The following is a 24,353-nucleotide window of genomic DNA, read 5'->3' as shown; positions in this document are numbered from 1 at the left end:
GTTACCGGCGGGTCACGAGGGCCGTTCGTATGACGTACGCCGGGACCGGGCACCCCGGAGATGGCTCCTGAGCGCCTGGATAGCGTCTCCCATAGGATCGCCGAATGCGGATTCTCTATGTGTGTACCGGAAACATCTGCCGATCACCCACCGCAGAGAGGTTGACCACCGCATACGCGGCCGAGGCCGGTCGCGAGGACCTTTCGGCGCACAGCGCCGGCACCCGGGCGATGGTCGGTTACGGCATGGAACCCACCGCGGCACTCGTGTTGCAGCAGCTCGGAGGCGATCCGGACGGATTCGCTGCGCGTCGGATCACCCCGCCGATCGCGGAGGACTCCGACATGATCATCACGATGAGCGAGCGGCACCGCGCCAAGGTCATCCAGCTCGCACCGCGCAGGATGCGGGTGACGTTCACGCTGCGCGAGGCCGCCCGGCTGCAGAACGCCACCGGTGCGCGGACCATCGCAGAACTGACGACGGCCCGGGCGCAGATGTCTGCACCCGGGCCGGAGGACATCGTCGACCCGATCGGCCGAGACGAGGAGACGTTCGTCACGGTCGGATCCGAGATCGCCGATCTGTTGCTACCTCTCCTCGCCGCTCTCCGAGCCTGAGTCGTTCACCGGGCGTCGCGGTGCGTGCACCACGGGTCGCGACAGCGGCTCGGCGGCGGAGTACGCCTGCGGCGCCTGGTAGGGCTCGCTGCCGTATCGCTCCGATGCCGGCTGCGGCGCCGGCGGGAACTGCTCCGCAGCGCGGTAGTGGTAGGCGTCGTTGCTCGGCGCCGGGTGGGCCTGCGTGGCCGGCGGCTCGACATGATGCTGACCGTTCTGCGGCCGGGCCGGTCCCTCGACGGGTGCCGACGCGGTCGTCTGCGCCTGCGCAGCCGGCTGGGCGGCCGGTGCGGTCGGTGCGGTCGGTGCCGGCGCTCCGACACGCTGCGTCGCCGGCGTGCTCGTCTGGGCGGCTGCCGGAGCAGCACCGTCCTTGTCGGAGCTGTAGTAGTAGCGGTATTCGTAGGCCGTGCCGCGTCCCTTGGTCGGGGTCAGCGCCAGGATCGTGCCCAGCACGGGCGCGTTGACCGCCCGCAGGTTGCCGACGGCCCGCGCGAACTGCTCGCGGGTGGTCTTGCCGTAACGCGCGATGAGCAGCGCACCGTCGGCGATGTTCGTGAGGATCGCCGCGTCGGTGACGGGCAGCAGCGGCGGCGCGTCGATGATGACGTAGTCGAAGCGCGACCGCAGGTCCTCGACGACCTCCCGCGCATGCGCGGAACCGAGCAGCTCGGACGGGTTGGGCGGCAGACCGCCGGCCGCGAGCACCCACATGCCGTCGAAGCGCGTCGGCTGGAGCACGTCCTCGAGTGCAGCCGTGTGTGCGAGCACGTTCGACAGGCCGGCGTCGCCGAGCGTGCCGAGGTACTTGGTCACACGCGGGCGGCGCAGGTCGGCTTCGACGAGCACGACGGAGTGACCGGCCTCGGCGAGCACCAGGGCCAGGTTGACGGCCGTGGTGGTCTTGCCCTCGCCGGGCAGGGAACTGGTGATAACGATCGCGCGCGGCGGGTTGTCGACCTCGAGGAACTGCAGGTTGGTCCGCATCTCCCGGTAGGCCTCGGCGTCGCCGCTGTTGGCGTCCGCGAACACGATCGCCGGCTCTTCGTGCCGGGCCTTCTCGAGCGGGATCACACCCACCACACCGGTGCCGGCGAGCTCCTCGACGGCGTTGCGGTCCTTGATGGTGTTGTCGAGGCGATCGCGCAGCACCGCGAGGGCGATGCCGAGCAGCACACCGACGGCCAGACCCAGCGCGACGTTCCGTGTGGTCTTCGGCGTCACCGGCGCCGACGGCGTGGCCGCGTACTGCTCGACCACCACGCGGGCGGTCGGCGGGCCGCCGTCCTCGGGGGTCTCCAGTTCGCGTGCCATGACGACGAACTCGTCCGACAGTGCGTTGGCGAGGTCGCGGGCACGCTCGGGCGACTCGTCGGTGACGGCGGTGTCGATGAGCACCGTGTCGGGGGTCGACGAGGCGGTCACCTTGCCGGCGAGATCGACGGCCGACATCTCGCCGAGACCGAGCTTGTCGAGGGTGCGCTGCGCGAGGGTGGTGCCCTCGAGCAGTTCGGTGTAGGAGGTGACTCGCTGCTGCGAGAACAGGTTGCCCTGATAGATCTCCTGCACCGATGCGCCCGACGAGGTCGACACGAACAGGCGTGTCTTGGCTTCGTACTGGGGCGTGGTCAGCAGGGAGGCGCCGAGGGCGGCAAGAACCGCCACCACCGTCGTGACGGCGACGATCTTCCACCTCGCCTGCAGAATTCGCAGGTAATCATGTACTTCCATCAGGGCGTCTCCCTCGTTGCGGTAACACTGCGTGCGCACCCGGCGGGCGCGGTGTGGGGGTCGTCGTGGCGCTCGAGCACGCTGTCGAGCACCGGGCCGATCGCACGCACCGCGTCCGGATCGGCCAGTTCCGAGTGCGTGAACGGCACCGGATGTTCGACGACGAGACCGCGCACATATCGCTGCCAGGTGGCGGCGATATCTGGGTGCCGGTCGAGATCGGGTTCGGCGACCACCAGGTCGATGTCGCCGTCGTATTCGCTGAGGGTGTGTCGGCGCACCGCGTCTTCGACGGCCTGCGCGGCGGCGTCGGTGCGGCGCCGGACCTCGGCGACGAGTTCTTCGGGCAGCCCGGCGATGTCGGGTACGTTCTCTGCCGTCGGGTGGGGCTCGGCAGGCACAGTCTCGGGCGTGAGCGTGTCGAGCAGCACTACCGCACCGACCTGCTCTCCGTGCTCGCGGAGCTGCACGGCCATCTCGTGTGCGATGGTGCCGCCCACCGACCAGCCCAGCAGGTGGTAGGGACCATCGGCCCTCACCTTACGGATTTCGGCCACATACCGCGCGGCGAGTTCGCCGATGCTGTCCGGAATGTCGTCGAAGCCCGTTGCCTGGAGACCGTAGAGGGTACGGCCGTCGAGATGCTGCGCGAAACCGGCGTACATCCATGCGAGTCCGCTGATGGGGTGCACGCAGAACAACGGCGGCTTCTCGTCACCGCGACCGGCGATCTCGACGAGGCTGCCGAGCGGGTCGCGTTCGTCATTACTGCGGCCGTGGTCGATGCGGTCGGCGAGCGACGCGAGATCCGGGCTGGTGAACAGCCACTCGACGGGAACGTCGGCGCCGAGCTCGTCGCGCAGTTCACCTGCGACGGTGACGGCCGCGATGGAACTGCCACCGAGGTCGAAGAAACTTCGGTCAGCAGAGATCTCGTCGATCGGCCGGTCGAGGTGGCGGGCGAACACCGCGGCGACGGTCTGCGCGATGCGTCCCTGCGGCGCCACATATGGTTCGTCGACGGCGGTGTCGGGGGCGGGCAGCGCCGCGCGGTCGACCTTGCCGGATGCCATCAGCGGCAGTGCGTCAACGACGGTGATGCTCACCGGCCGCAGGTGACGCGGCAGGTCGGCGACGAGCGCGCGACGCAATGCTGCCGTGTCGGGTGCGGTGCCGGTCTCGGGCTGGATATAGGAGACGAGCACGGTGTCGCCGTCACGTCCGGGATGCGGAACGGTCACGGCCGCCGCGACTCCCGGACGGTTCAGCAGCGCGGCGTCGACCTCGGCGGGTTCGACGCGGATGCCGTGGATCTTCACCTGGTCGTCGATGCGGGCCACGTGATCCAGTACCCCGTTCGGCAGGATCCGAACCAGGTCGCCCGTGCGGTACAGCCGCGACCCGTCGTCGCCGAACGGGCTCGAGACGAATCGCGTTGCGGTGAGGCCGGATTCGTAGCGGTAGCCGCGGGCGGTGCTGTCACCGGTCACGTAGAGCTCGCCGACGGTGCCGCGCGGCACGGGGTGCAGACGCGAGTCGAGCACGTAGGCGGTAGCTCCCGCGACAGGCGTGCCGATGCTCGGCTTCTCGTCATCGGTGAGCGGCGCGGAATACGAGACGGCGACGGTGAATTCGGTGGGTCCGTAGCCGTTGACGATCCGGTGCCGCGACCAGCGGCCCACCAGTGCACCGGGCAGGGTCTCACCCGCGGCGACGATCGTCGTCGGCTCGAATGCCTCGGGGTCGAGGGTGCCGAGCACGGTGGGCGTGAGGTTGAGGTGCGTGACGCGCTCGTCGACGATCAGCTCCTGCAGGGGTTCCCCGGCGAAGGTGTGGTCGGGGGCGATCACGAGGGCACCGCCGTGCGCGTGGGCGGAGATCAGTTCGAAGACCGCGGCGTCGAAGGTGTGCGAGGCGACCTGCAGCACGCGCGATTCCGGCCCGAGGTCGAGCAGGGCGGTCTGCACGTCGAGCAGCGCCGCGAGCCCACGGTGGGTGACGTCGACGCCCTTCGGCGTGCCTGTGGTGCCGGACGTGTAGATCGTGTAGGCGAGGTCGCCGGATGTGACTGCGGGACGCGGGGGTTCGACGGCGTCGAAGTCGATGCTGCGGTCGGCGGTGAGGTCGAGCCACGTCACGTGGCCGAGTTCGCGGTAGCCGACGGTCAGGCCGATGCGAGCACCGGAGCCGGCGAGGATCGCGGCGCTGCGCGCGTCGGGCTGGGTGAGGTCGACGGACACCCATGCCGCACCGAGTTTCGTGATCGCCCAGACGGCGAGCGGCCAGTACTCGCTGCGCGGCACGGCGATCGCGACGAGGTCTCCGCGTCGTACGCCGTGGGAGGCGAGCACGGAGGCGATCTCGTCGGCGCGGGCGTCGAGTCCGCCGTACGTCCAGGCGACGGTGCCGGAGCGCACCGCGATGCGTCCGCGATGCTGCTCGACGGCGGTCGCGAAGATCTCGGGCAGGGTGCGCGGTGCGACGGCGGGAGCCGACAGCGGTGCGGGCACCGGCACGGCGAGATCGCCGACGGCGCGGTCGGGTTCGGCGAGGGCGGCGGCGAGCATCGCCACGAGGTCGGTGAGCATCGCGTCGCCGGTAGTGTCGTCGAACAGATCCGTCGCATAGACCAGGCGCAGGTCGAGTCCGGCCTCGCGCTCGACGAGTTCGACGACCACGTCGAACTGCGCGGCCGGTTCCCCGGCGTCGGTCTCGGCGATCTGCACATCCGGCAGTTGCGGCAGCACCTCGCCGGCCTCGACGCGGTGCGTGAGCAGCACCTGGAAGAGCGGGCTGTACGACGGGTCGCGCCGCGGCGCGAGGCGGGCGACGACCTCGTCGAACGGCACGTCGGCGTGCGCGAGCGCGCCGAGGTCGGTGGCCCGCACGTCGCGCAGCAGGTCGGTGAACGGCCGCGACGGGTCGACGGCGGTGCGCAGCACGACGGTGCCGACGAACATGCCGACGAGCCGGTCGAGGCGGGCATCCGTGCGACCCGCGATCGCCGTGCCCACGGCGATGTCGGTGCGCCCGCTGCGACGCGCGAGCATCGCGGCGAGCACCGCGTGGACGAGCATGAACACGGTGACGTCGTGGCTGCGCGCGACGTCCCGGAGGCGTCGGTGGGTCTCGGTGTCGAGGGTCGAGACGATCTGCGCGCCACGGTGGGTCGGCTGCGCGGGGCGCGGCCGGTCGGCGGGCAGCGGCAGCGGGCCGTCGGGCAGGCCGGCGAGTGTGGTTGTCCAGTAGTCGAGTTGGCGGGCGGCGAGCGAGCCCGGATCGGTGGGGTCGCCGAGCAGTTCGTGCTGCCAGCGCGCGTAGTCGCCGTAGGTGACGGGCAGCGACTCGAAGACCGGCGCTTCTGCCCCGCGACGCGCGGCATAGGCGACGGCGAGATCGGTGAGCAGCGGTCCGACGGACGCGCCGTCGAACGCGATGTGGTGCACGGCGGCGGCGAGCACCCAGCGGCCGGGTTCGACGTCGAACAACCGGATCCGCATCGGGGCCTGCATCGTGATGTCGAAGGGCGTGGTGATCGTGGCGGTCACGGCCGCGGCGACGTCCTCCGGCGCGGAGTGTTCGAGCACCGGCGGGTCGACGGGTACCTGCACGTCGTCGGTGAAGGCGGTGCGCAGCACGCGATGGCGGTCGACGACATCGCTCACCGCGGCGGTGAGGGCGTCGACGTCGAGGTCGCCGCTCAGCGTGAGCACGACCGGCACGAGATAGCCGGCGGTGCCGGTCTCGGACCGCGCGACGATGCCGAGGCGGCGCTGCGCGGGAGCGATCGGTGCCGGGGTGTCATCGTCGTAGGGCCGCAGCGCGACGCGCTGGTCGTCGCCGGATTCGATGCGGGCGGCGAGCGCGGCGAGCGTGGGGGCGGCGAGCACCTCGCGCACCGGCACGTCGGTACCGAACGCCTCGCTCAGCCGCGCGGCGAACACGACGGCCGACAGCGAGTCGCCGCCGGCGGTGAAGAACCCGCGGTGCGCGGCCGGACGGGCGCCGAGCACGTCCTCGGCGACGGTGACGACGAGATCCTCGGCGTCGGTGAGCGGACGGTCCAGGGCGGCGTCGTCGTCGAGGGCCGCGGCGTCGTGCAGTTCGAGCGCTGCGACGTCGAGCTTGCCGTTGGACGTGAGGGGCAGCTGGTCGAGCGCGTGCACGCGGGTCGGCATGCGGTGCGGCGGCACGACGAGCGCGACTCGCGCGGTGATGTCGTCGGCCGACAGATCCGGTCCGGCCGCGAACGCGACGAGCGTGCCACTCACCGCGACCACCGCTGCCTGCCGGATACCGGGCTGGGCGAGCAGCGTGGCTTCGAGTTCGCCGGGTTCGATGCGCACGCCGCGCACCTTGAGCTGGCGATCGGTGCGGCCGAGATAGCCGAGGGTGTCGTCGACGCGGCGGTGGACGCGGTCGCCGGTGCGGTACATGCGGGCACCACCGGGAGCGGCCACGAAGCGTTCGGCGGTGCGGGCCGGGTCGTCGAGATATCCGGCGGCGAGGCCCTCACCCGCGAGGTACAACTCGCCGACGCCTCCGGCGGGCACGGGACGCAAGCGCGCGTCGAGCACGTGGGCGACGGTGCCAGGGACGGGCTTGCCGATGCTCGGTCGGGTGCCGGGTTCGATGTCGACGAGGGTCGCGACGATCGTGGCCTCGGTCGGTCCGTAGGCGTCGAGCATCACGCGGCCGTCGGCCCAGCGCGCCGCGAGCGACGGCGACAGCGATTCGCCTCCGGAGGCGACGACCTTCAGGTCGGGCAGTCCCTCGGGATCGAGGGTGCCGAGCACCGTGGGGGTCGACAGGTAATGGGTGATGCGCTGTTCGGCGAGGTAGCGGTGCAGGTCCTGCCCGGCGTAGACGTCCGGGGGTGCGACGACGAGCGTCGCACCGGTGGTGTGGGCGAGCAGCAGTTCGAGCAGTGCCGCGTCGAACTCGGGTGAATAGCCGTGCAGCACGCGGTCTCCGGGCTCGACCCGGTAACGCTCGGCCGCTTCGGCGGCGAGCGGGGCGAGTCCGCGGTGCGTCACCGCGACCCGCTTCGGGGTGCCGGTGGAGCCGGAGGTGGACACGACGTAGGCGGTGCCGGGCAGGCACGTCTCCCCTGCCTGCCGCGAATGTGTGAAGGCCGCACCGGTCTTGGTGATGGCCCACAGGGTGCGGATGTAGTCGACGCTGCGCGGTGCGTCGATGCGCACGATCTTCCCGTCCCGCGCGCCGTCGGCCCGCAACTCCTCGGCGAGGGCGTCGGACTGCTCGTCGAGTTCGCGGTAGGTGAGCGATTCGCCGTCGCCGCGCAGGGCCTCACGGTCGGGATGCGCGGCGGCGGTGGCGCGCAACATCTCGGCGAGTGTGTGTGCCGGGGCCGGTTCGCCACCGTCGAGGGCGGGAGCCGGGGTGTCGACCGCCAGTTCGCCGACAACACTGTCGGGTGCGCTCGCCAGGCTGCCGAGCAGCGCGACGAAACGGCTGACGAGCAGTTCGGCGGTGCGGCCGGCGAAGCGGGAGGCGTCGAACACGAGCGTGCCGGTGTAACCGTCGGGGCGCGGGGCGAGCGTGAACTGCAGATCGAACTTCGTTGTGTCGTCGAGGACTTCGCGGGCCTCGACGGTGAGCTCCCCGAGGCTGATCGGGTCGAAGCCGAAGTCCTGCAATGCCAGCGCGACCTGCGGTGCACCGCTCTGCCGCTCCGACAGCAGCTGCTCGTAGGGCACGGCGACGTGATCGAAAGCGGCGACGTCGAAATCGCGGACCTGGCCGAGCAGTCCGGCGAACGACATGTCGGCGGCCACGCGGGCGCGCAGCACGAGGGTGTCGAGGAACGGGCCGACGAGGTCTTCGAGCTGCGCCCAACGGCGTCCGCCCACCACGGCGGCGACGGCGATGTCGTCGCTGCCGCCGAGTCGCGCGAGCAGCACCGACAGCGCGGCGTGCAGCACCATGAACTCGGTGGCGCCGTGTGCGCGGGCGAGGTCGGCGAGTGCGTCGCGTACCTCGGCGGGCACGGTGAAGTCGACGCTGCGCGCACCGGTGTCGGTTCCGGTGGCGTCGGCGGGCAGTTCGGTGAAGGTGAGTCCGTCGAGGGCGCGTCGCCAATGTTCGAGGTCGCGTTCGGGGATGCCGCGCTCGGCTTCCCACAGGGCGTAGTCGGCGTACTGCAGCGGCAGCGGTTCCCACTGCGGTGCCGCACCGTTCACGCGGGCGAGGTAGGCGATGGTGAGGTCGCGCAGCAACGGCCGCAGCGACGTGCCGTCGGCGATCGAATGGTCGACGTCGAGATACAGCACGTGCTGGTCGGGGCCGGTGCGTTCGAGTCGCACACGCCACCGGTCGCTGCGCGGCGCTTCGTGGACCTGCTGGTACACGCCGTCGCCGTCGACGATGTAGTCGGTGCGCAGGATCTCGTGGCGCAGCGCGACGTCGCCGAGCGCGGCCTGCAGGGCACCGAGGTCGAGCGGTCCGCTCAGGTTGACCTCGCTGCGCAGCCGGTAGGCATCGGGGGCAAGCGAACTCAGTCCCCACAGACGACGCTGGGCGCGGCTGAGCGGGATCCGTTCCGGTCGCGGCGACACGGCGACGGGTCCGGCGTCGGTATCGAAACCACCGGCGTCGAGGGCGGCGGCGAGTGCGTCGACGGTGGGGTTCGCGAAGACGGTGCGCAGCGGCACGTCGGTGCCGGTCTCGTCGCGCAGGCGTCCGACGAGGACGGTCGCGAGCAGCGAGTTGCCGCCGACCGCGAAGAAGTCGTCGGTGCGTCCCATCGTGGTGCCGTCGCCGAGGACGTCGCCGATGATGCGGGCGACGAGTGCTTCGGTCCCCGTGCGGGGTTCGCTGCCTTCCCCGGCTGCGGGTTCGGGCAGTGCGGCGGCGTCGACCTTGCCGTGGGAGGTGAGCGGGATTGCGGCCAGCGGCACGATCGCGGTGGGCACGAGGTGCGCGGGCAGGACGGTGCGCAGCTGCGCTCGCAGGCCTGCGTCGTCCAGGTTATCGCCGTCGAGGTTCTCGCCGGTGACGTAGGAGATGAGGCGGCCGCTGCGCACGAGCGTCACGGCGCGGTCGACGCCGTCGAGTGCGGTGAGGGCGGTGTCGATCTCGCCGGGTTCGATGCGCACGCCGCGCAGCTTGATCTGGTTGTCGCTACGGCCGACGAATTCGAGGGCGCCGGCGCGGGTCCAGCGCACGAGGTCGCCGGTGCGGTAGCGACGGCCGTCGGGTCCGGCGACGAACCGCGAGGCGGTGCGCCCAGCGGCATCCCGGTAGCCCGACGCGAGTCGCGGTCCCGAGACGTACAGTTCGCCGACCACGCCGGCGGGCACGGGACGCAGTCGCTCGTCGAGGACCTCGACGGTGACGCCGCGGACCGGGGTGCCGATGACGATGTCGTCGCCCGGTCGCAGCGGCTGCGAGTTGGTGACGAACATCGTGGCCTCGGCCGGGCCGTAGCTGTTGATCAGGGTGCGCCCGTCTCCCCAGCGGTCGACGATCTCGCAGGTGAGCCGGTCGCCGCCGAGCACGAGCGTGCGCAGGGCGGGTAGGTCGCGCACCGGCACGGTCGCGAGCGTCGACGGCGTCATCACCGCGTGGGTGATCGCGGCACTGTCGAGCAGGTCGCCGAGGGCTGCGCCACCGTAGCTGTCGGCGTCGGCCACCACGAGCGTCGCGCCGGAGATGCCGGCGGTGAGCATCTCGAGCATCGCGGCGTCGAACGACGGTGCCGCGACGTGCAGGACGCGATCGCCCGGGAAGGCTGCGAGGTATTCGCCGATGTCCTCGGCGAACGCGCTCGCGGCGCGCTGGGTGACGGTGACGGCCTTGGGGTGTCCGGTGGTGCCGGAGGTGAAGACGAAGTAGGCGGGGGCGTCGGGTGCGGGATCAACGACGTCGGCGAGCGGTTCCTCGTCGTCGGAGGTCACCTCGAGCCACCGCACGGTCGCCGGAAGTGTCGGCGCTTCACCGACTCCCACACGCACGTCGGCGAGCATCTCGGCCAGGCGCGTGGTGGGGGCGGTGGGGTCGACGAGCATCGGTGCGGCGCCGGCGCCGATGATGCCCCACACGGCGAGCACCGATTCGAGCGAGCGCGGGTAGGCGCATGCGACCGGGTCGCCCGGGCGCACCCCGGCGAGCTGGAGACGCGCGGCGAGAGCGTCGGAATAGTAGAGCAGTTCGGGATACGACAGTTCGCGGTCGTCGTCGACGATCGCGAGTTCCTCGCCGCCGGCAGCCGCGCCCTGCGCGAGCCACTGGCGCAGCGACCGGGGTGCGCCCGGCACAGCGCCGACAGTGGGCAGGCCGGCGTCGCCGTGCAGGTCGATCTCCCCGACCCGCACGTCCGGATCGGCGACGGCCGCGCTCAGGATCGTTCGCAGGCGGTCGGCGTAGCCGGCGACGGTGTCGGCGTCGTACAGGTCTGTGCTGTAGAAGAATTCGAGGTCGATGCCGTCCTGCTGCTCGGTGACGGTGACCTGCACGTCGACGTTGACCGTTTCGGTGTCGACAGGCGCGGCGGTGACGTTCAGGCCGGGCAGCGCGAAGGTCGAGGCGACGGGTCGTGCCTGCGACAGCGCGATCTGGAACAGCGGGTGCCGTGCTTCGCTGCGGGCGGGCTGCAGCTTCTCGACGAGCGTCTCGAACGGTGCGTCCGGGTTGCTGTAGGCGGCGAGGTCGCGGCGGTGCACCTGCGCGAGCAGCTCGGTGAAGGTGGCGTCGGGGTCGACGTCGGTGCGCAGCACGAGGGTGCCGGCGAACATGCCGACGACGTCGTCGAGCTGCGGGTCGCCGCGACCGGAGACGGCGGTGCCGATGGGGATGTCGCGACCGGCACCGTGCCGCGCGAGCAGAGCTGCGAGTGCGGCGTGCAGCACCATGAACACCGTCGCGCGACCCTCACGTGCCAGCGTGTGCAAACCTCGGACGAGGTCGACGTCGAGCGAGATGGTGTGGGCGGCACCGTGTCCGGTGGGCTGCGCGGGGCGTGGCCGGTCGCCGGGCAGGGTCACCTCGTCGGGCAGGTCGGCGAGTTCGCCCAGCCAGTACGGGATCTGTTCGTCGGCGACGCTGCGCTGCCACCGCGCGTAGTCGGTGTACTGCACGGGCAGCACCGGAAGTTCGGGGGTCGCGCCGGTGAGGCGGGCGTCGTAGGCGACGGCGATGTCGCGCAGTAGCGGCGTCAGCGACCAGCCGTCGGCTGCGATGTGGTGCAGGACGACGAGCAGCACGTGCCGATCCGGTGCCGTCCGGTACAGGCGCATGCGGGCCGGGGGTTCGACGGTGAGGTCGAATCCGGTGGTGGCGTAGTCGCGGACGAATTCGTCGAGGGCGTCCTCCGGCACGGCCACCGGGTCGAGATCGGGGCGTGCCGGGGGCAGCACGGTGTACTCGTCGGCGGCCGGGTAGACGGTGCGCAGCGTGCGGTGCCGTTCGAGCACGTCGGCCACGGCGGCGGTGAGGGCATCGACGTCGAGGTTCCCGTCGAGCCGCACCACGAAGGGCAGGTTGTAGCTCGGGGAGGCCGGGTCGAAGCGGTTGATGAACCACAGGCGCTGCTGGGCCGCCGACAACGGGGCGGGTGCGTCGGGGTCGGCGACGAGACGCGCACGGCGAGAGGGCTTATCGCTTCCACTGGTTATGTGTGAAGTTAGGGCTGTAATGGTCCGGTTCTCGAAGATGTCTCTCACGGTGACGTCGGCGTCGAGCACGTCCGACAGGCGACCGGCGAGGCGCGTGGCGAGCAGCGAGTTGCCGCCGAGGTGGAAGAAGTCGTCGTCGGCGCCGAGGGTGCCGGCAGTGATGCCGAGCAGTTCGGCGCACACGTCCGCGACGAGTTCCTCGACCGGTCCGTGCGGTGCCGCTCCCCCATCGGCGGTGACGTCGGGGGTGGGCAGCGCGGCGCGGTCGAGCTTGCCGTTGGCGGTGAGCGGCAGCGCGTCGAGAGCCACGGCGGCCGACGGGACGAGGTAGTCGGGCAGGCTACGTCGCAGGTCGCACAGGGCCGCGGTGGCGTCGCCGCCGACGAGATAGGCGACGAGGCGGTCGTCGCGCAGCAGCACGACGGCCTGGCGCACGCCCTTGCTGCGCAGCAGGGCGGCTTCGATCTCGCCGGGTTCGATGCGGTAGCCGCGCAGTTCGATCTGCTGGTCGGCGCGACCGAGATAGTGCAGGGCACCGCTGGTGTCGCGGCGGCCGAGGTCTCCGGTGCGGTAGCGGCGGGTGCCACCGGGAGCGGCGACGAAGCGGGTCGCGGTCTGACCGGAACGTCCGCGGTAGCCGCGCGCGAGTTGGTCTCCGCGCACGTACAGTTCGCCGATCGCACCGGGCAGTGCGGGTCGCAGCGACGAGTCGAGCACATCCACGGCGAGACCGGGCAGCGGCGCACCGATGCCGGTCGCGGTGGCGTCTCCGAAGGTCACGTGCACGGTGGTCTCGGTGATGCCGAACATGTTGATCGTCCGCACATGCGGATGGCTTGCGGCCCACGGGCGCACGCGCTCCGGGTCGAGGGCTTCGCCGCCGAAGATCACCAGCCGCAGGTCTTCGAGCGGCGCGTGATCGGTGGCGGCGAGCTGGTAGAAGGCCGTGGGGGTCTGGTTGAGCACCGTCACCCGGTTGCTGGTGAGCACGTCCACGAAGGCGGCCGGGTCGCGCACGGTGAGGTGGTCGACCACGACCACACGAGCGCCGGTGGCCAGCGGTGCCCACATCTCCCACACGGAGAAGTCGAAGGCCGGCGAGTGGAACATCGTCCACACGTCGTCGGCGCGCAGCCCGAATTCGTCGACGGTCGCGGCGAGCAGCGACAGCACGCTGCGGTGCGTCACCTGCACGCCCTTGGGGGTTCCGGTGGAACCGGAGGTGTAGACGATGTAGGCGCCGAAATCCGCGACGAGCGGGAAGTCGAACAGGGCCCCGTCGTCGAGGCGGCCGGCCACCTCCGGGTCGTCGAGTCGCAGCGTCGGCACGCGGACGTCGGTGAAGTCGCTGTCGGTGACGACCAGCGAGGGCTGCGCGTCGTCGAACAGGGCCTGCAGGCGCGTCGCGGGATGCGTGACGTCGACGGGCAGGTAGATGCCACCGGCGCGGGAGACGGCGAGGATCGCGACGACGAGGTCGGGGGTGCGCGGCAGCGCGACGGCGACGACGTCCTCGGCGGTGACGCCGCGTTCGCGGAGGAGTTTGGCGAGCGCGCCCGAACGCGACCACAGCGCGCCGTAACTGAGGGAGTACCCGTCCCCCACCACGGCGACGGCCGCCGGATCGTCGGCCACGCGCTGCGCGACCAGCTCGGGCAGCGACTCTGCCGAAAGTTGTTGCGCGACGCCGACGGGGGTGAGGTCGGCGTCGCCCAACTCGATACCGCCGACCGACACAGCCGGGTCGGCGGTAACGGCATCGAGGATACGCACGAACCACGACTGCCACCGCACAATCGTGTGCGAATCCAAAAGTTCGTCCGCGTACGTGAGGACCGTTTCCAAACCGGCGGGTACACCGGTCTCGGAACGGCGTTCGCGGACGGTCAGTTCGAGGTCGACGCGGGCCGTGCCCACCGGGATTTCGCGGATCGTCGTGGAGCTGCCGGGGAGCGTGAACTCGTCGAGCGAGAACGACTCGTACGCCAGGATGACCTGGAACAACGGGTGGTGCGCGTCGGTGCCGGCACCCACCGCGTCGACGATCCGATCGAACGGCACGTCGGCGTGAGCGAAGGCATCGAGATCGGCGCGACGGGTATCGGCGAGCAGGTCCGCGAAGGTGCGGCGCGGATGCACCCGCAACCGCAGCGGCACGGTGCCGACGAACATGCCCACCACGTCATCGACCGCGGCGTCGCTGCGTCCGGAGACGGGCGTGCCGATGGTGACGTCGTCAGTGGCGGCAAGCGCCGACAGCAAGATCGCAAAGGCCGCGTGCATCACCATGAACGGCGTGACGTCGTGGGCGCGGGCGAGCTTGTCGACCGCGGCGTGCAGTTCGGCGGGGATCGTGAAACTCGCGCGACCCGCGGTACCGGTGGTCGCCGCGCTGCGGGGACGGTCGGTGGGCAACGCGAGCAGCGGCGACGCATCGTCGAGGGTCTGCTTCCAGAAGGCGAGCTGCCGTGCCGCGAGGCTGTCGGGATCGTTCTCGTCGCCGAGCACGGCCCGGTGCCAGCGCGCGTAGTCGCGGTAGGTGACCGACGGTGCCGGCAGCTCCGGCGTCTCCCCGTCGCGGTGGGCGCGGTAAGCGGCGACGGCGTCACGTCCGAGCGGCAGCAGCGACAAGCCGTCGGCGGCAATGTGGTCGATCACCACGGCGAGCACGTAGCTGGAGTTTGTCCGATACAGCCGGGTGCGGATCGGCGGGTCCACGGTGAGATCGAAACGCGCGCTAGCGAATTCGGTCAGCTCCGCATCGAGGTCGGTGCCGGCGTCGACGGGCTCGAGGTCGAGCGTCACCGACGACAGCACGTGCTGGCGTGGGCCGGACGGGTTGTCGGGAAAGACCGTGCGCAGCGAGTCGTGGCGAGACAGCACGGTGGCGGCGGCCGCACGTACGGCGTCGAGATCGGTGTCGGCGTCGAGATCGAGCGCGAAGGCGATGTGGTCGCCGCCGTCGATGCCGTCGGCCACGTCGAACCGGTTGAGCAGCCACATGCGCTGCTGCGCGGGGGCGAGCGGCGCGTCGCTGTCGTCGTCGATGTGCACGAGCGGCAGGTGCTCGCCGGTGGGTTCCTCGGCGAGCAGGTTCGCGAGTTCGGCGACGGTGGGGTGCTCGAAGATGTCGCGCACACCCACCCGGCGACCCGCGACTCCCCGCAGGCGCGCGGCGAGCTGGGTTGCGAGCAGCGAGTTGCCGCCGACGGCGAAGAAGTCGTCGGATCCGGCGACGCTCGGCAGGTCGAGCAGGTCGGCGACGACACCGGCGACGAGTTCTTCGGTGGCGCTGCGGTATCCGTCGGTGCGGGTCGCGGTGACCTCCGGCTCGGGTAGCGCGGCGCGGTCGATCTTGCCGGTGCTGGTGAGCGGGAATGCGTCGAGCACGGTGACGGTCGCGGGCACCATGTGCCGGGGCAGCCGCTGGGCGGCCCACTCGCGGATCTCGTGCGGGTCGAGGCGGCCGTTGCGGCTGTGCACGTAGGTGGCGAGGGTGTCGCCGCGCACCACGGTCACGGCGGTGCCGATGCCCGGGTGGGTCTGTAAGGTCGCGTCGATCTCGCCGAGTTCGATGCGGAAGCCGCGGATCTTGACCTGGTGGTCGCTGCGGCCGACGAATTCGAGGGCGCGGTCGTCGTCGTGTCCCGTCCAGCGCACGAGATCGCCTGTGCGGTAGAGGCGTCCGGCGCCGAACGGGTTGGCGACGAACCGGTCGGCGGTGAGCGCGGGAGCGTCGAGGTAGCCGCGGGCGACGCCCTGTCCCCCGAGATACAGCTCGCCGGTCACACCTTCGGGCACGGGCCGCAGGCGTTCACTGAGCACCACCGCGGTGACGCCGACGAGGCCGGTGCCGATGGTGAGCCGGTCTCCGGGTTCGAAGGGTTCGCTCGACGTCGCGAGCACCGTCGTCTCGGTGGGTCCGTAGACGTTGAGCAGGGTGCGTCCGGGTGCCCAGCGTTCGGCGGTCTCGACCGGCCATGCCTCACCGCCGATCGCGATGGTGCGCAGGGCGCCGAGTCCGGTGGGGTCGAGCTGGGTGGGCACCGAGGGCGTCGAGAACCAGTGGGTGATGCCTTCGGTGCGAAGCAGTTCCACGAGTTCGTCGCCACCGAACAGGTCGGCGGGCGCGACCACCAGCGTGCCGCCGGAGGTGAGCGCCAGGACGTATTCGAGCACCGCACCGTCGAAGGCAGGTGTAGCGAAGTGCAGCACCCGCGCTTCGGTGGCGGTGTCGGAGACGGCGGGCAGGTCGAAACGTTCCACGAACGACTGCGCGAGCGGGCCGAGTCCACGGTGCGAGACCACCACGCCCTTGGGCCGGCCGGTAGAGCCCGAGGTGTAGACGACGTAAGCCGTGTTGTCGACATGCAGCGGCCGCACACGATCCGCGTCGGTGATCGGGCGGGTCTCGCCCTCGACGGTGAAGGTGATCGGCTCGACCCCGTCGGGCAGCGCGACGTCGCCGTCGACGATCGCGTACCGCGCACCGGATGCGCCGAGCAGCTGGGCGATGCGCGCGGCGGGCTGGTTGGGGTCGACAGGCACGAAGGCCGCGCCACTCAGCGCGACCGCCGCGGCGGCGAGCACCGAACGCGTCGACCGCGAGAGCACGACGGCCACCCGGTCTTCCGTGCCGATGCCCCGCTCGATCAGCGTCCACGCGAGCGGGCGTGCCGCCGTGCGGATCTCGGCGGCCTGTCCCCCGGGTTCGGTCACGCAGGCCGGCGAGCGGTCGATGATCTCGGCGAAGGTCGCCTCCGGGCCGGGTTCGGCCGGTTCGACGGAGAGGGTGCCGAGGTCGAGGTCGCCGACGGGCAGCGACGGATGCTGCGCGACCTGCTCGAGCACTCCGCTCAGGCGGGTCACCCAGCGGGCGATGGTGTCGTCGTCGAACAGTTTCGTGTCGTAGACGAGGCGGCCGGTGAGCGATCCGTCGCGCAGTTCGCGCAGCGAGATCTCGAGGTCGAATCGTGCCTGCGACGAGGCGATCTCCTGCGGTCGCACGGTGAGGCCGGGCAGTTCGAGGTCGGGCACGTCCACGTTGTCGTAGGCGAGCATCACGTGGAAGGGCGAGAAACCGAGGGCGTCGACGACGTAATCGAACGGCACGGTGGCGTGCGCGAAGGCGTCGAGGTCGGTGTCGCGGGCCTGTGCGAGCAGCGACGTGAACGGCTGTGCCGGGTCGACATTCGTCCGCAGTGTGACGGTGCCGACGAACATGCCGACGAGCGCGTCGAGGTCGGGGTGGTCGCGACCGGCCGTCCCGGTGCCGATGGCGATGTCGTGCCCGGACGTCCAGGCGGCCAGCCACACGGCGACGGCGGCGTGCACGGCCATGAAGGTGGTGGCGTCGTGCGCGGCGGCGACGGACCGCAGTGCCGCGACCTGCTCGGCCGGCACCGTGAAGTCCACGGCCGCAGCGGGACCGAAGCCGCCGTTGCGGGGACGGTCGGTGGGTAGCGGCGCCGCGTCGACGAGGCCGTCGAGTGTGCGTGTCCAGTAGTCGATCTCGCGACCGGCGCGGGTGTCGGGTGCCGACGGATCACCGAGGCGATCGAGGTGCCACTGCGAGTAGTGCCGGTAGTGCAGCGGCAGCGGCGTCCACGCGGGCACCTCCCCGGTCGTGCGGGCGAGATAGGCGGTGGCGACATCGGCGGTGAGCGGCACGAACGACGCACCGTCGAGCGCGATGTGGTGGGCGACGACGGCGAGCACGTGCTTGTCGTCCGCGAGTCGCAGCAGGCGGATCCGGAACGGGATCTGCGCGGTGAGGTCGAACGGTTCGGCCGCCCACTCGGTGATGAGCGCTTCGACGTCCCCCTCGACGGTTTCCGGTTCGAGAGCCAGTCCGGCGACGGCACGCTCGAGCGGCAGCACGTCCTGCACCGGGCCGTCGAGTTCGAGGCGGAACAGCGTGCGGAGGGTTTCGTGCCGGTCGAGGACGTCCACCACCGCGGCCTGCAGGGCCGGCAGATCGAGGGCGCCGTCGAGGTGCAACGCGAACGGCAGGTGGTAAGCGGCCGGGTCGCCATGTGCCCGGGCGAGCAGGAACAGTCGGCGCTGTGCGGGAGCGAGCGGCGACGGCCCGGTGTCGGGGGTGGCGACAGGTCGCGATTCCGATTCGGGTCGCTTCGCGGCGGCGGCCGCGAGGCGGGCGACGGTCGGGTGGGCGAACACGTCGCGCAACTGCACGTCGCGGCCCAGTGCGGCACCGAGACGAGCGGCGAGCTGGGCGGCACCGAGCGAGTGACCGCCGAGTGCGAAGAAGTCGTCGTCGGCTCCGATGTCGTCGATGCCGGTGAGTTCGGCGAACAGCTCGGCGACGATCTTCTCGGTCGGGCCGTTGGGCGGCCGCGATCCGACGGCCACGGCGCGCTCGGGTGCGGGCAGCGCGCGCCGATCGACCTTGCCACCTGGAGTGAGCGGCAGCGCCTCGAGCACGGTGATCGACGACGGACGCAGATAGGTGGGCAGTTCGTCGGCGAGACGGACGGTGAGGTCGGCGGGGTCGACGTCGCCCACGACGTAGGCGGCGATGTGCTCGCCGTGGACCGTGACGGTCGCGGCCTGCACCTTGTCGAAGGCGACGAGCGCGGCTTCGATTTCGCCGAGTTCGATGCGGTAGCCGCGGATCTTCACCTGCTGGTCGGCGCGGCCGAGGAATTCGAGGTGGCCGTCGGTGGTCCAGCGGGCGCGGTCGCCCGTGCGGTACATGCGCCCACCGAACGGTGAGGCGACGAAGCGTTCGGCGGTGAGGGCCGGTGCGCCGAGGTAGCCGCGCGCGACGCCCGGTCCCCCGAGATACAGCTCGCCGATCACGCCGGCGGGCACGGGATGCAGGCGGGAGTCGAGGACGACGGCGGTCATGCCGTCGATCGGTCGGCCGATCGGCACCCCCGCGCCGGGCTGCAGCGGGTCGCTGAGAGTCGCGAGGATCGTGGTCTCGGTGGGCCCGTAGGCGTTGAACATCATGCGGCCGGTGGACCAGCGATCGGCCACGGCCTGCGGCAGTGCTTCGCCACCGGCGTCGAGAACCTGCAGGTCGGGCAGGCCGTCGTCGGGGGTGACGGCGAGGATCGCCGGTGCGGTGATCGCGTGGGTGACGGCTTCGTTGCGCAGCAGAGCGGCCAGCGCCGGTCCGCCGACGGCGTCGGGTGGGCAGATCACCAGGGTGGCGCCGGCGTCGAAGGCGAGGAGCAGTTCCTGCAGCGATGCGTCGAATGACGGCGACGCGAGGTGCAGCACGCGCGATGTCTCGTCGGCGCGGTAGCGATCGCGCAGCGTCGACACGAGCGCCGATACACCGCGATGGCCGACCGCGACGGCCTTCGGGGTGCCGGTGGAACCGGATGTGTGGATGACCCACGCCGTGTTGTCGACGTGCAGCGGCCGCAGGCGATGCTCGGCGGTGAAGGTCTCGCCGGAACCGTCGGTGGGCGGCGCGATGCGGGTGACGTGCTCGGGCAGCGCCGGGTGATCGTGGGTGACGGCGAACCGCACGTCGCGCAGCACCTGCTCGAGGCGACGGGCGGGAAGTTCGGGGTCGAGCGGGGTGTAGGCGGCACCCGTCTTGGCGACGGCCCACAGCGCGACCACCGAATCGATCGAGCGAGGCAGCAGCACCGCAACGCGCTCTTCGGGGCCCGCACCCGCCGTGACCAGCGCATGAGCGAGCGCGCCGGAGCGAGCGTCGAGTTCGCGGTAGGTGATGCTGTCGTGTCCGTCCACCACGGCGACGGTGTCGCTCGCGGCGTGGCGGGTGAGGACGTCGGGCAGCAGTTCCGGCTCGGGCGCGGTGCGTCCGCGGGCGGGAGCCAGGCCGTCGCGTTCGGCCGGGTCGGCGAGGGCGAGATCGCCGACCGCGACGCCCGCGTTCTGCACGAACTCCTTCAGGAATCCGCGGAAACGGCTGTGCAGCGACGACAGGTGCTCGTCGCTGTAGAGATTGGGGTTGGCCTCGAAGTCGACGCGCATCGTGCGGCCGGCGACGCCCGGGTAGACGTTCACGGCCAGATCGTCGATCGGACCGCTCGACTGGTGGTGGTACTCCCCCGTCACCTCGCCGAACGCGATCTCGGGATGGAACATCATCAGATTGACGGTGGGGCCGAACGGGCTCGCCGCCTCGTCGCGGGAGCGGCCGAGGCTGCGCAGATCCGCGAGCATGTCTTCGTACCGATACCGCTGGTGGCGCAGGGTGCTGCTCAGTTCCACCTGCACGTCGCGGATGAGCTCGACGGGTGTGGTTGCAGGATCCACGCACAGGCGCAACGGCACGACGTTGGCGAGCACACCTGCAGACCGACGCAGCGCGGCGGTGGTGCGAGCGGAGACGGGCAGGCTGAGTACGACGTCGACCACGCCCGTCGTCCGGGCGAGGAACGCGCCGAACGCCGCGAGGACGATCGGCACGTCGGTGGAGTTCGCGTCGTGGGCGAGCGCCGAGACCGCGGCAGCCGTGTCGGCGTCGAGTTCGGAGTTCGTCCGCCGCGCCGGCACCCCTAGAGGGGCTTCGTGATCGACGAACGACACGGATTCGGGCAGGTCGGCCAGGCGCTCGAGCCAGTGCTGTCGGTCGGTGTCCTGACGCTTCGAGCCCACATAGGCGGCCTCGACTTCGAGAATGTCGGCAATCGGCATCGCCTTGAGCGGCGGCGCGTCGGAGCCCGAGACCCACGCCGAATACAACTCGGCGGCGCGGTTGAGCATGTTGACCGCGCCCTGGCCGTCGAGCGCGATGTGGTGGACGTAGCTCGACAGAAAATAGCGGTCGTCCGCGATGCGCAGCACGGTGGTGGCGATGAGCCGATCGCTCAGCAGGTCGAGGGGCTTCGTGTACTGCTCGGTCATCCAGCGATGAGCTGCAGCTTCTGGATCCTTCTCGGACCGTAGATCGAGATAACCGGGAGCGTCCTCGATATCGAGGACCACCTGCTGGAACGGCTCGCCGTCCTGCTCGACCAGCACCAATGTGCCCGATTCGACGTCGCGCGCAGCTTGCTCGCAGGCATTTCGGGCCAGGTCCACGTCGAGATCGCCATGGAACTCGACGTACTGAGCCGTGGTGAACGGTATGTCGGGATTCAGCTGCTGCGCGAACCACAGGCCCCGCTGACTCGGGGACAGCGGAAGTAGATGCACCACGCTCCCCTCGTCTCACCCGACAAATACAGGACGCAGGAGTGCAGAATCCTCCCCGTCATGCGATCGTGGACAGAGCCTCCCAACTCCGCGGTCACGATCCGTGCAGAAGTTTACTTACAGTCACGGTTACCCACCACTTGAACGGTCGGCCAGTTCGGAAACGGGTTATCGTCTCGACGGAAACCACGAAGGGGGCACAAGCGGCGTGAACGATGTTACCGGTGAGTCAGATTTGCCCGAACGGCGTAGGCGCAAGGTGCGCAGGCGCTTGTCCGACGAGGAGATCGCAGCTCAGCGGAGGAAGCGCCGGCGCGTGCAGATCGGCTGCGGCGTAGGCGCGCTCGTCGTCGTCGGATTCATCGGCTGGCTGGGTTACGAAGGCCTGCAGACGAAGTCGAATCTGGAGAAGGCTCAGAACTTCGCGACGCAGGCGAAAGACGCACTGCTCGCAGGCGATACCGACAGGGCCCGCATCGTCGCGGGCGACGCCGATCGTTACGCCCAGGACGCCCAGAGTTCGGTCGACTCGGTGCCGTGGCGTATTGCCGGTGCCGTTCCATTCTTGGGGAGCCCGTTCGATTCCACTCGCCAGATGACCACCATTGTGAGTGGTCTCACAGAGCAGGTTCTCCTTCCGGCGGTCGACGCAGGTAGTGCCGTGTCTCCCGATCAGTTGATTTTGGACGGCGCACGAATCAATCTTGCGGCTCTCCGCGATGCCGCGCCCGTCCTCGAGACGACCTCTGCGGCGATCAGTGACCTCGACGAGCAGGCCCAGAACGTCGACAGCACGTGGTTGGGACTGATCGACGACGCGCGGGTCGATCTGCAGGACCAGGTGTCCGAGTTGTCCGGACTACTGAACAACACTTCGCTCGCAGCCCAGATCGCGCCGGCCATGCTGGGTGCCGACGGTCCGCGTAGTTACTTCGTCGGTTTCCAGACGAACGCAGAGGCACGCGGTACAGGCGGCCTACTCGGCGGTTTCACGGTGATCCGAGCAAACGATGGCGCTGTCTCCGTCGACGACGTCACGAGCAACCGGGAATTCCGGTTCGACTACGACCCCATCGACCTCGGCCCCGATTTCCAGCGTGCCTACGGGCACAGCCGGCCCACTCAGGACTTCCGCAACAGCAATGTGAGTCCGCACTTCCCTTACGCGGGCCAGATCTGGCAGTCGATGTGGGAGCAGGAGACGGGCCAACGCGTGGACGGAGCGATCGCGACCGATCCGGTGGCGTTGAGCTATGTCCTCGATGTGGTCGGTGACGTCACCCTTCCAGACGGAGAGAAGATCACCGCGGAGAACGTCGTGGAACTGACCGAGTCCACCGCTTACTCACGTTTCGGCGACGACCAGGCGGCACGTAAGGCGTACCTGGAAACGGTCGCACAAACCGTGGTGAAGAAGTTGACCGGCAGCATCTCCAAACCGCGGGCACTCCTCGAGGCACTCGGTCGGGCAGCCGGTGAAGGTCGGCTAGCCGTATGGAGCTCCGTCCCTGAAGAACAGGACGTTCTGGCCACGACACCGCTGGGCCACGTGGTTCCCGATGACCCCGCTCCATATGCGCACGTGGTGATCAACAACCTCGGCGGGAACAAATTGGACTACTACTTGGAACGCGAGATCGAGTACACAGCCGGGTCGTGTGACGGAGACACCCGTGAATCGAAGGTGACGGTACGGCTGACCAACGGTCTTCCTGCAGGAAACTACACGAATTACGTTGCAGGAATGTTCGACAATCCTGTCGGCGCTCCTGTAGGCACAAACCTCACTGACGTCGGGTTGCTCGCAACCCAAGGGGCCAAGTTAAAGAAGGTTACAATCAACGGTATCCCCGCGTTCGGCTACACCGGACAGGAGCGCGGCCACCCCCTTTTCAACGTGCAGGCGCCGGTTCCTCAAGGCGAGACAGTCGTGATTGTCTACGAACTCGAAGAACCCACTGCGGAGGGCATCACACGCGTACCTCTTCAGCCGCTCGTCGATCAGCCCAGTGTTCGTATCGATGCACCGCTATGCGGCTAACCGACCTTAGCGATACTGACTAAGCAGCATCTAAATCGAGATTAGAACAAGGAAGAACATGAACAATTCCGTAGCCATCATCGGAACCCGCGGGTATCCCAGTTACTACGGCGGATTTGAAACCCTCGTCAGGCAGCTCGCCCCTTACCTCGTAAGCCAAGGATGGGACGTTACAGTTTACGGTCGGGACGGGGCCACCAAAACGGACGACCCAGATCAGGATGTGTCCGTTAGAACCGTCGTGACGAAAGGTATCGAGTCTAAATCGCTCAGTACCCTTTCTTACGGTCTCACATCAAGCCTTCATGCCGCCTTCAGGAAACCCGACGTCGCTCTCGTTATGAACGTAGCCAACGGCTACTGGCTACCTATCCTCAAGGCTCGTGGAATTCCTACCGTCGTCAACGTCGACGGAATCGAATGGGAACGTGCGAAGTGGGGCAAAAAAGCTAAGACAGCCTTCAAAACGGGAGCTCGCCTCACCGCGAAATTCGCCGATAGGCTTGTAGTCGATTCCCGCGCCATCGGCCAACGCTGGGAGGACGAATTCCACAGATATGGTGACTTCATCCCGTATGGTGGCTCGCGCCCCGGCACTCTCGCGCCTGTAGAGTGCCTCACACCCGGATCTTATGCGCTCATGGTCGCAAGGTTCGTACCTGAAAATTCCGTCGAAGAGTTCTTCACTGCAGCAGAAGAACTTTCGAAGGAATGGGACGTCGTCATCGTGGGCTCCTCAGGATATGGGGGCGAACTCGATGCCAAAGCCGAACAATTGGCAACAAGCTCGCCTCGGATTCGCTGGATGGGTCACGTGAGCGACGACAACAAACTATTCTCCTTATGGCAGCACGCTGGGGCATACTTCCACGGACACAGCGTAGGAGGAACAAACCCAGCGTTGGTGCAGGCGATGGCGTGTGGAGCGCCTATCGTTGCCCGCGACACGGCCTTTAATCGCGAGGTTCTGGGGCCTCGAGGACTGTTCGTTGCTCCGGAACCGCATCACATCGCCAATTCATTGCGCTCGGTGCTAAGCAATACGGAAACGCAGGAGCAATTGCGTATGAACGCCTATAGCCGCCAAGAAGCCGAATATACCTGGGAGATCGTCTGCAAGAGCTACGAATCCTCACTCCTTCAGGCAACCTTGAGATAGTTAACGTAGGGCAAGAGCTGAGT

Annotated in this window: 5 protein-coding genes; 3 read left to right on the top strand and 2 right to left on the bottom strand. The window is 69.5% G+C overall.

The window, feature by feature from the left end; all coding sequences use genetic code 11:
* Positions 1-104: 104 nt before the first annotated feature.
* A complete protein-coding gene (locus tag M3330_RS15900; RefSeq protein ID WP_024101937.1) occupies positions 105-620 on the top strand; it encodes a low molecular weight phosphatase family protein in 516 nt (171 codons plus the stop codon).
* On the opposite strand, the gene M3330_RS15895 is transcribed toward M3330_RS15900, so the two are convergent.
* Positions 591-2,351, bottom strand: a complete 1,761-nt coding sequence (locus M3330_RS15895) for a polysaccharide biosynthesis tyrosine autokinase (RefSeq protein ID WP_255025406.1) — start codon at positions 2,349-2,351, stop codon at positions 591-593. The two genes, M3330_RS15900 and M3330_RS15895, sit on opposite strands and share 30 nt — an antisense overlap.
* Complete coding sequence (locus M3330_RS15890) at positions 2,351-21,133, bottom strand: non-ribosomal peptide synthetase (protein WP_255025405.1); 18,783 nt, start codon at positions 21,131-21,133, stop codon at positions 2,351-2,353. Before M3330_RS15890 ends, M3330_RS15895 begins: the two co-directional genes overlap by 1 nt.
* A gap of 256 nt (positions 21,134-21,389) precedes the next feature.
* Between M3330_RS15890 and M3330_RS15885 the strand changes: the two genes are divergently transcribed.
* Both M3330_RS15885 and M3330_RS15880 read left to right on the top strand, forming a co-directional pair.
* A complete protein-coding gene (locus M3330_RS15885; protein WP_255028921.1) occupies positions 21,390-23,171 on the top strand; it encodes a DUF4012 domain-containing protein in 1,782 nt (593 codons plus the stop codon).
* A 58-nt stretch (positions 23,172-23,229) separates the two neighbouring features.
* Positions 23,230-24,330, top strand: coding sequence for a glycosyltransferase (locus M3330_RS15880; RefSeq protein WP_080678489.1), 1,101 nt, complete (start codon positions 23,230-23,232; stop codon positions 24,328-24,330).
* The last annotated feature ends 23 nt before the right edge of the window (positions 24,331-24,353 follow it).

Source organism: Rhodococcus sp. GA1 (assembly GCF_024321955.1).
Classification (GTDB): Bacteria; Actinomycetota; Actinomycetes; order Mycobacteriales; family Mycobacteriaceae; genus Rhodococcus; species Rhodococcus pyridinivorans.
This window is presented reverse-complemented; position numbering and strand designations above follow the sequence as displayed.

What these genes read in the sequence shown, in the direction of transcription:
- M3330_RS15900 (WP_024101937.1), top strand. Translation starts at nt 105, where the DNA reads ATGCGGATTCTCTATGTGTGTACCGGAAACATCTGCCGATCACCCACC.
- M3330_RS15895 (WP_255025406.1), bottom strand. Translation starts at nt 2,351, where the DNA reads ATGGAAGTACATGATTACCTGCGAATTCTGCAGGCGAGGTGGAAGATC.
- M3330_RS15880 (WP_080678489.1), top strand. Translation starts at nt 23,230, where the DNA reads ATGAACAATTCCGTAGCCATCATCGGAACCCGCGGGTATCCCAGTTAC.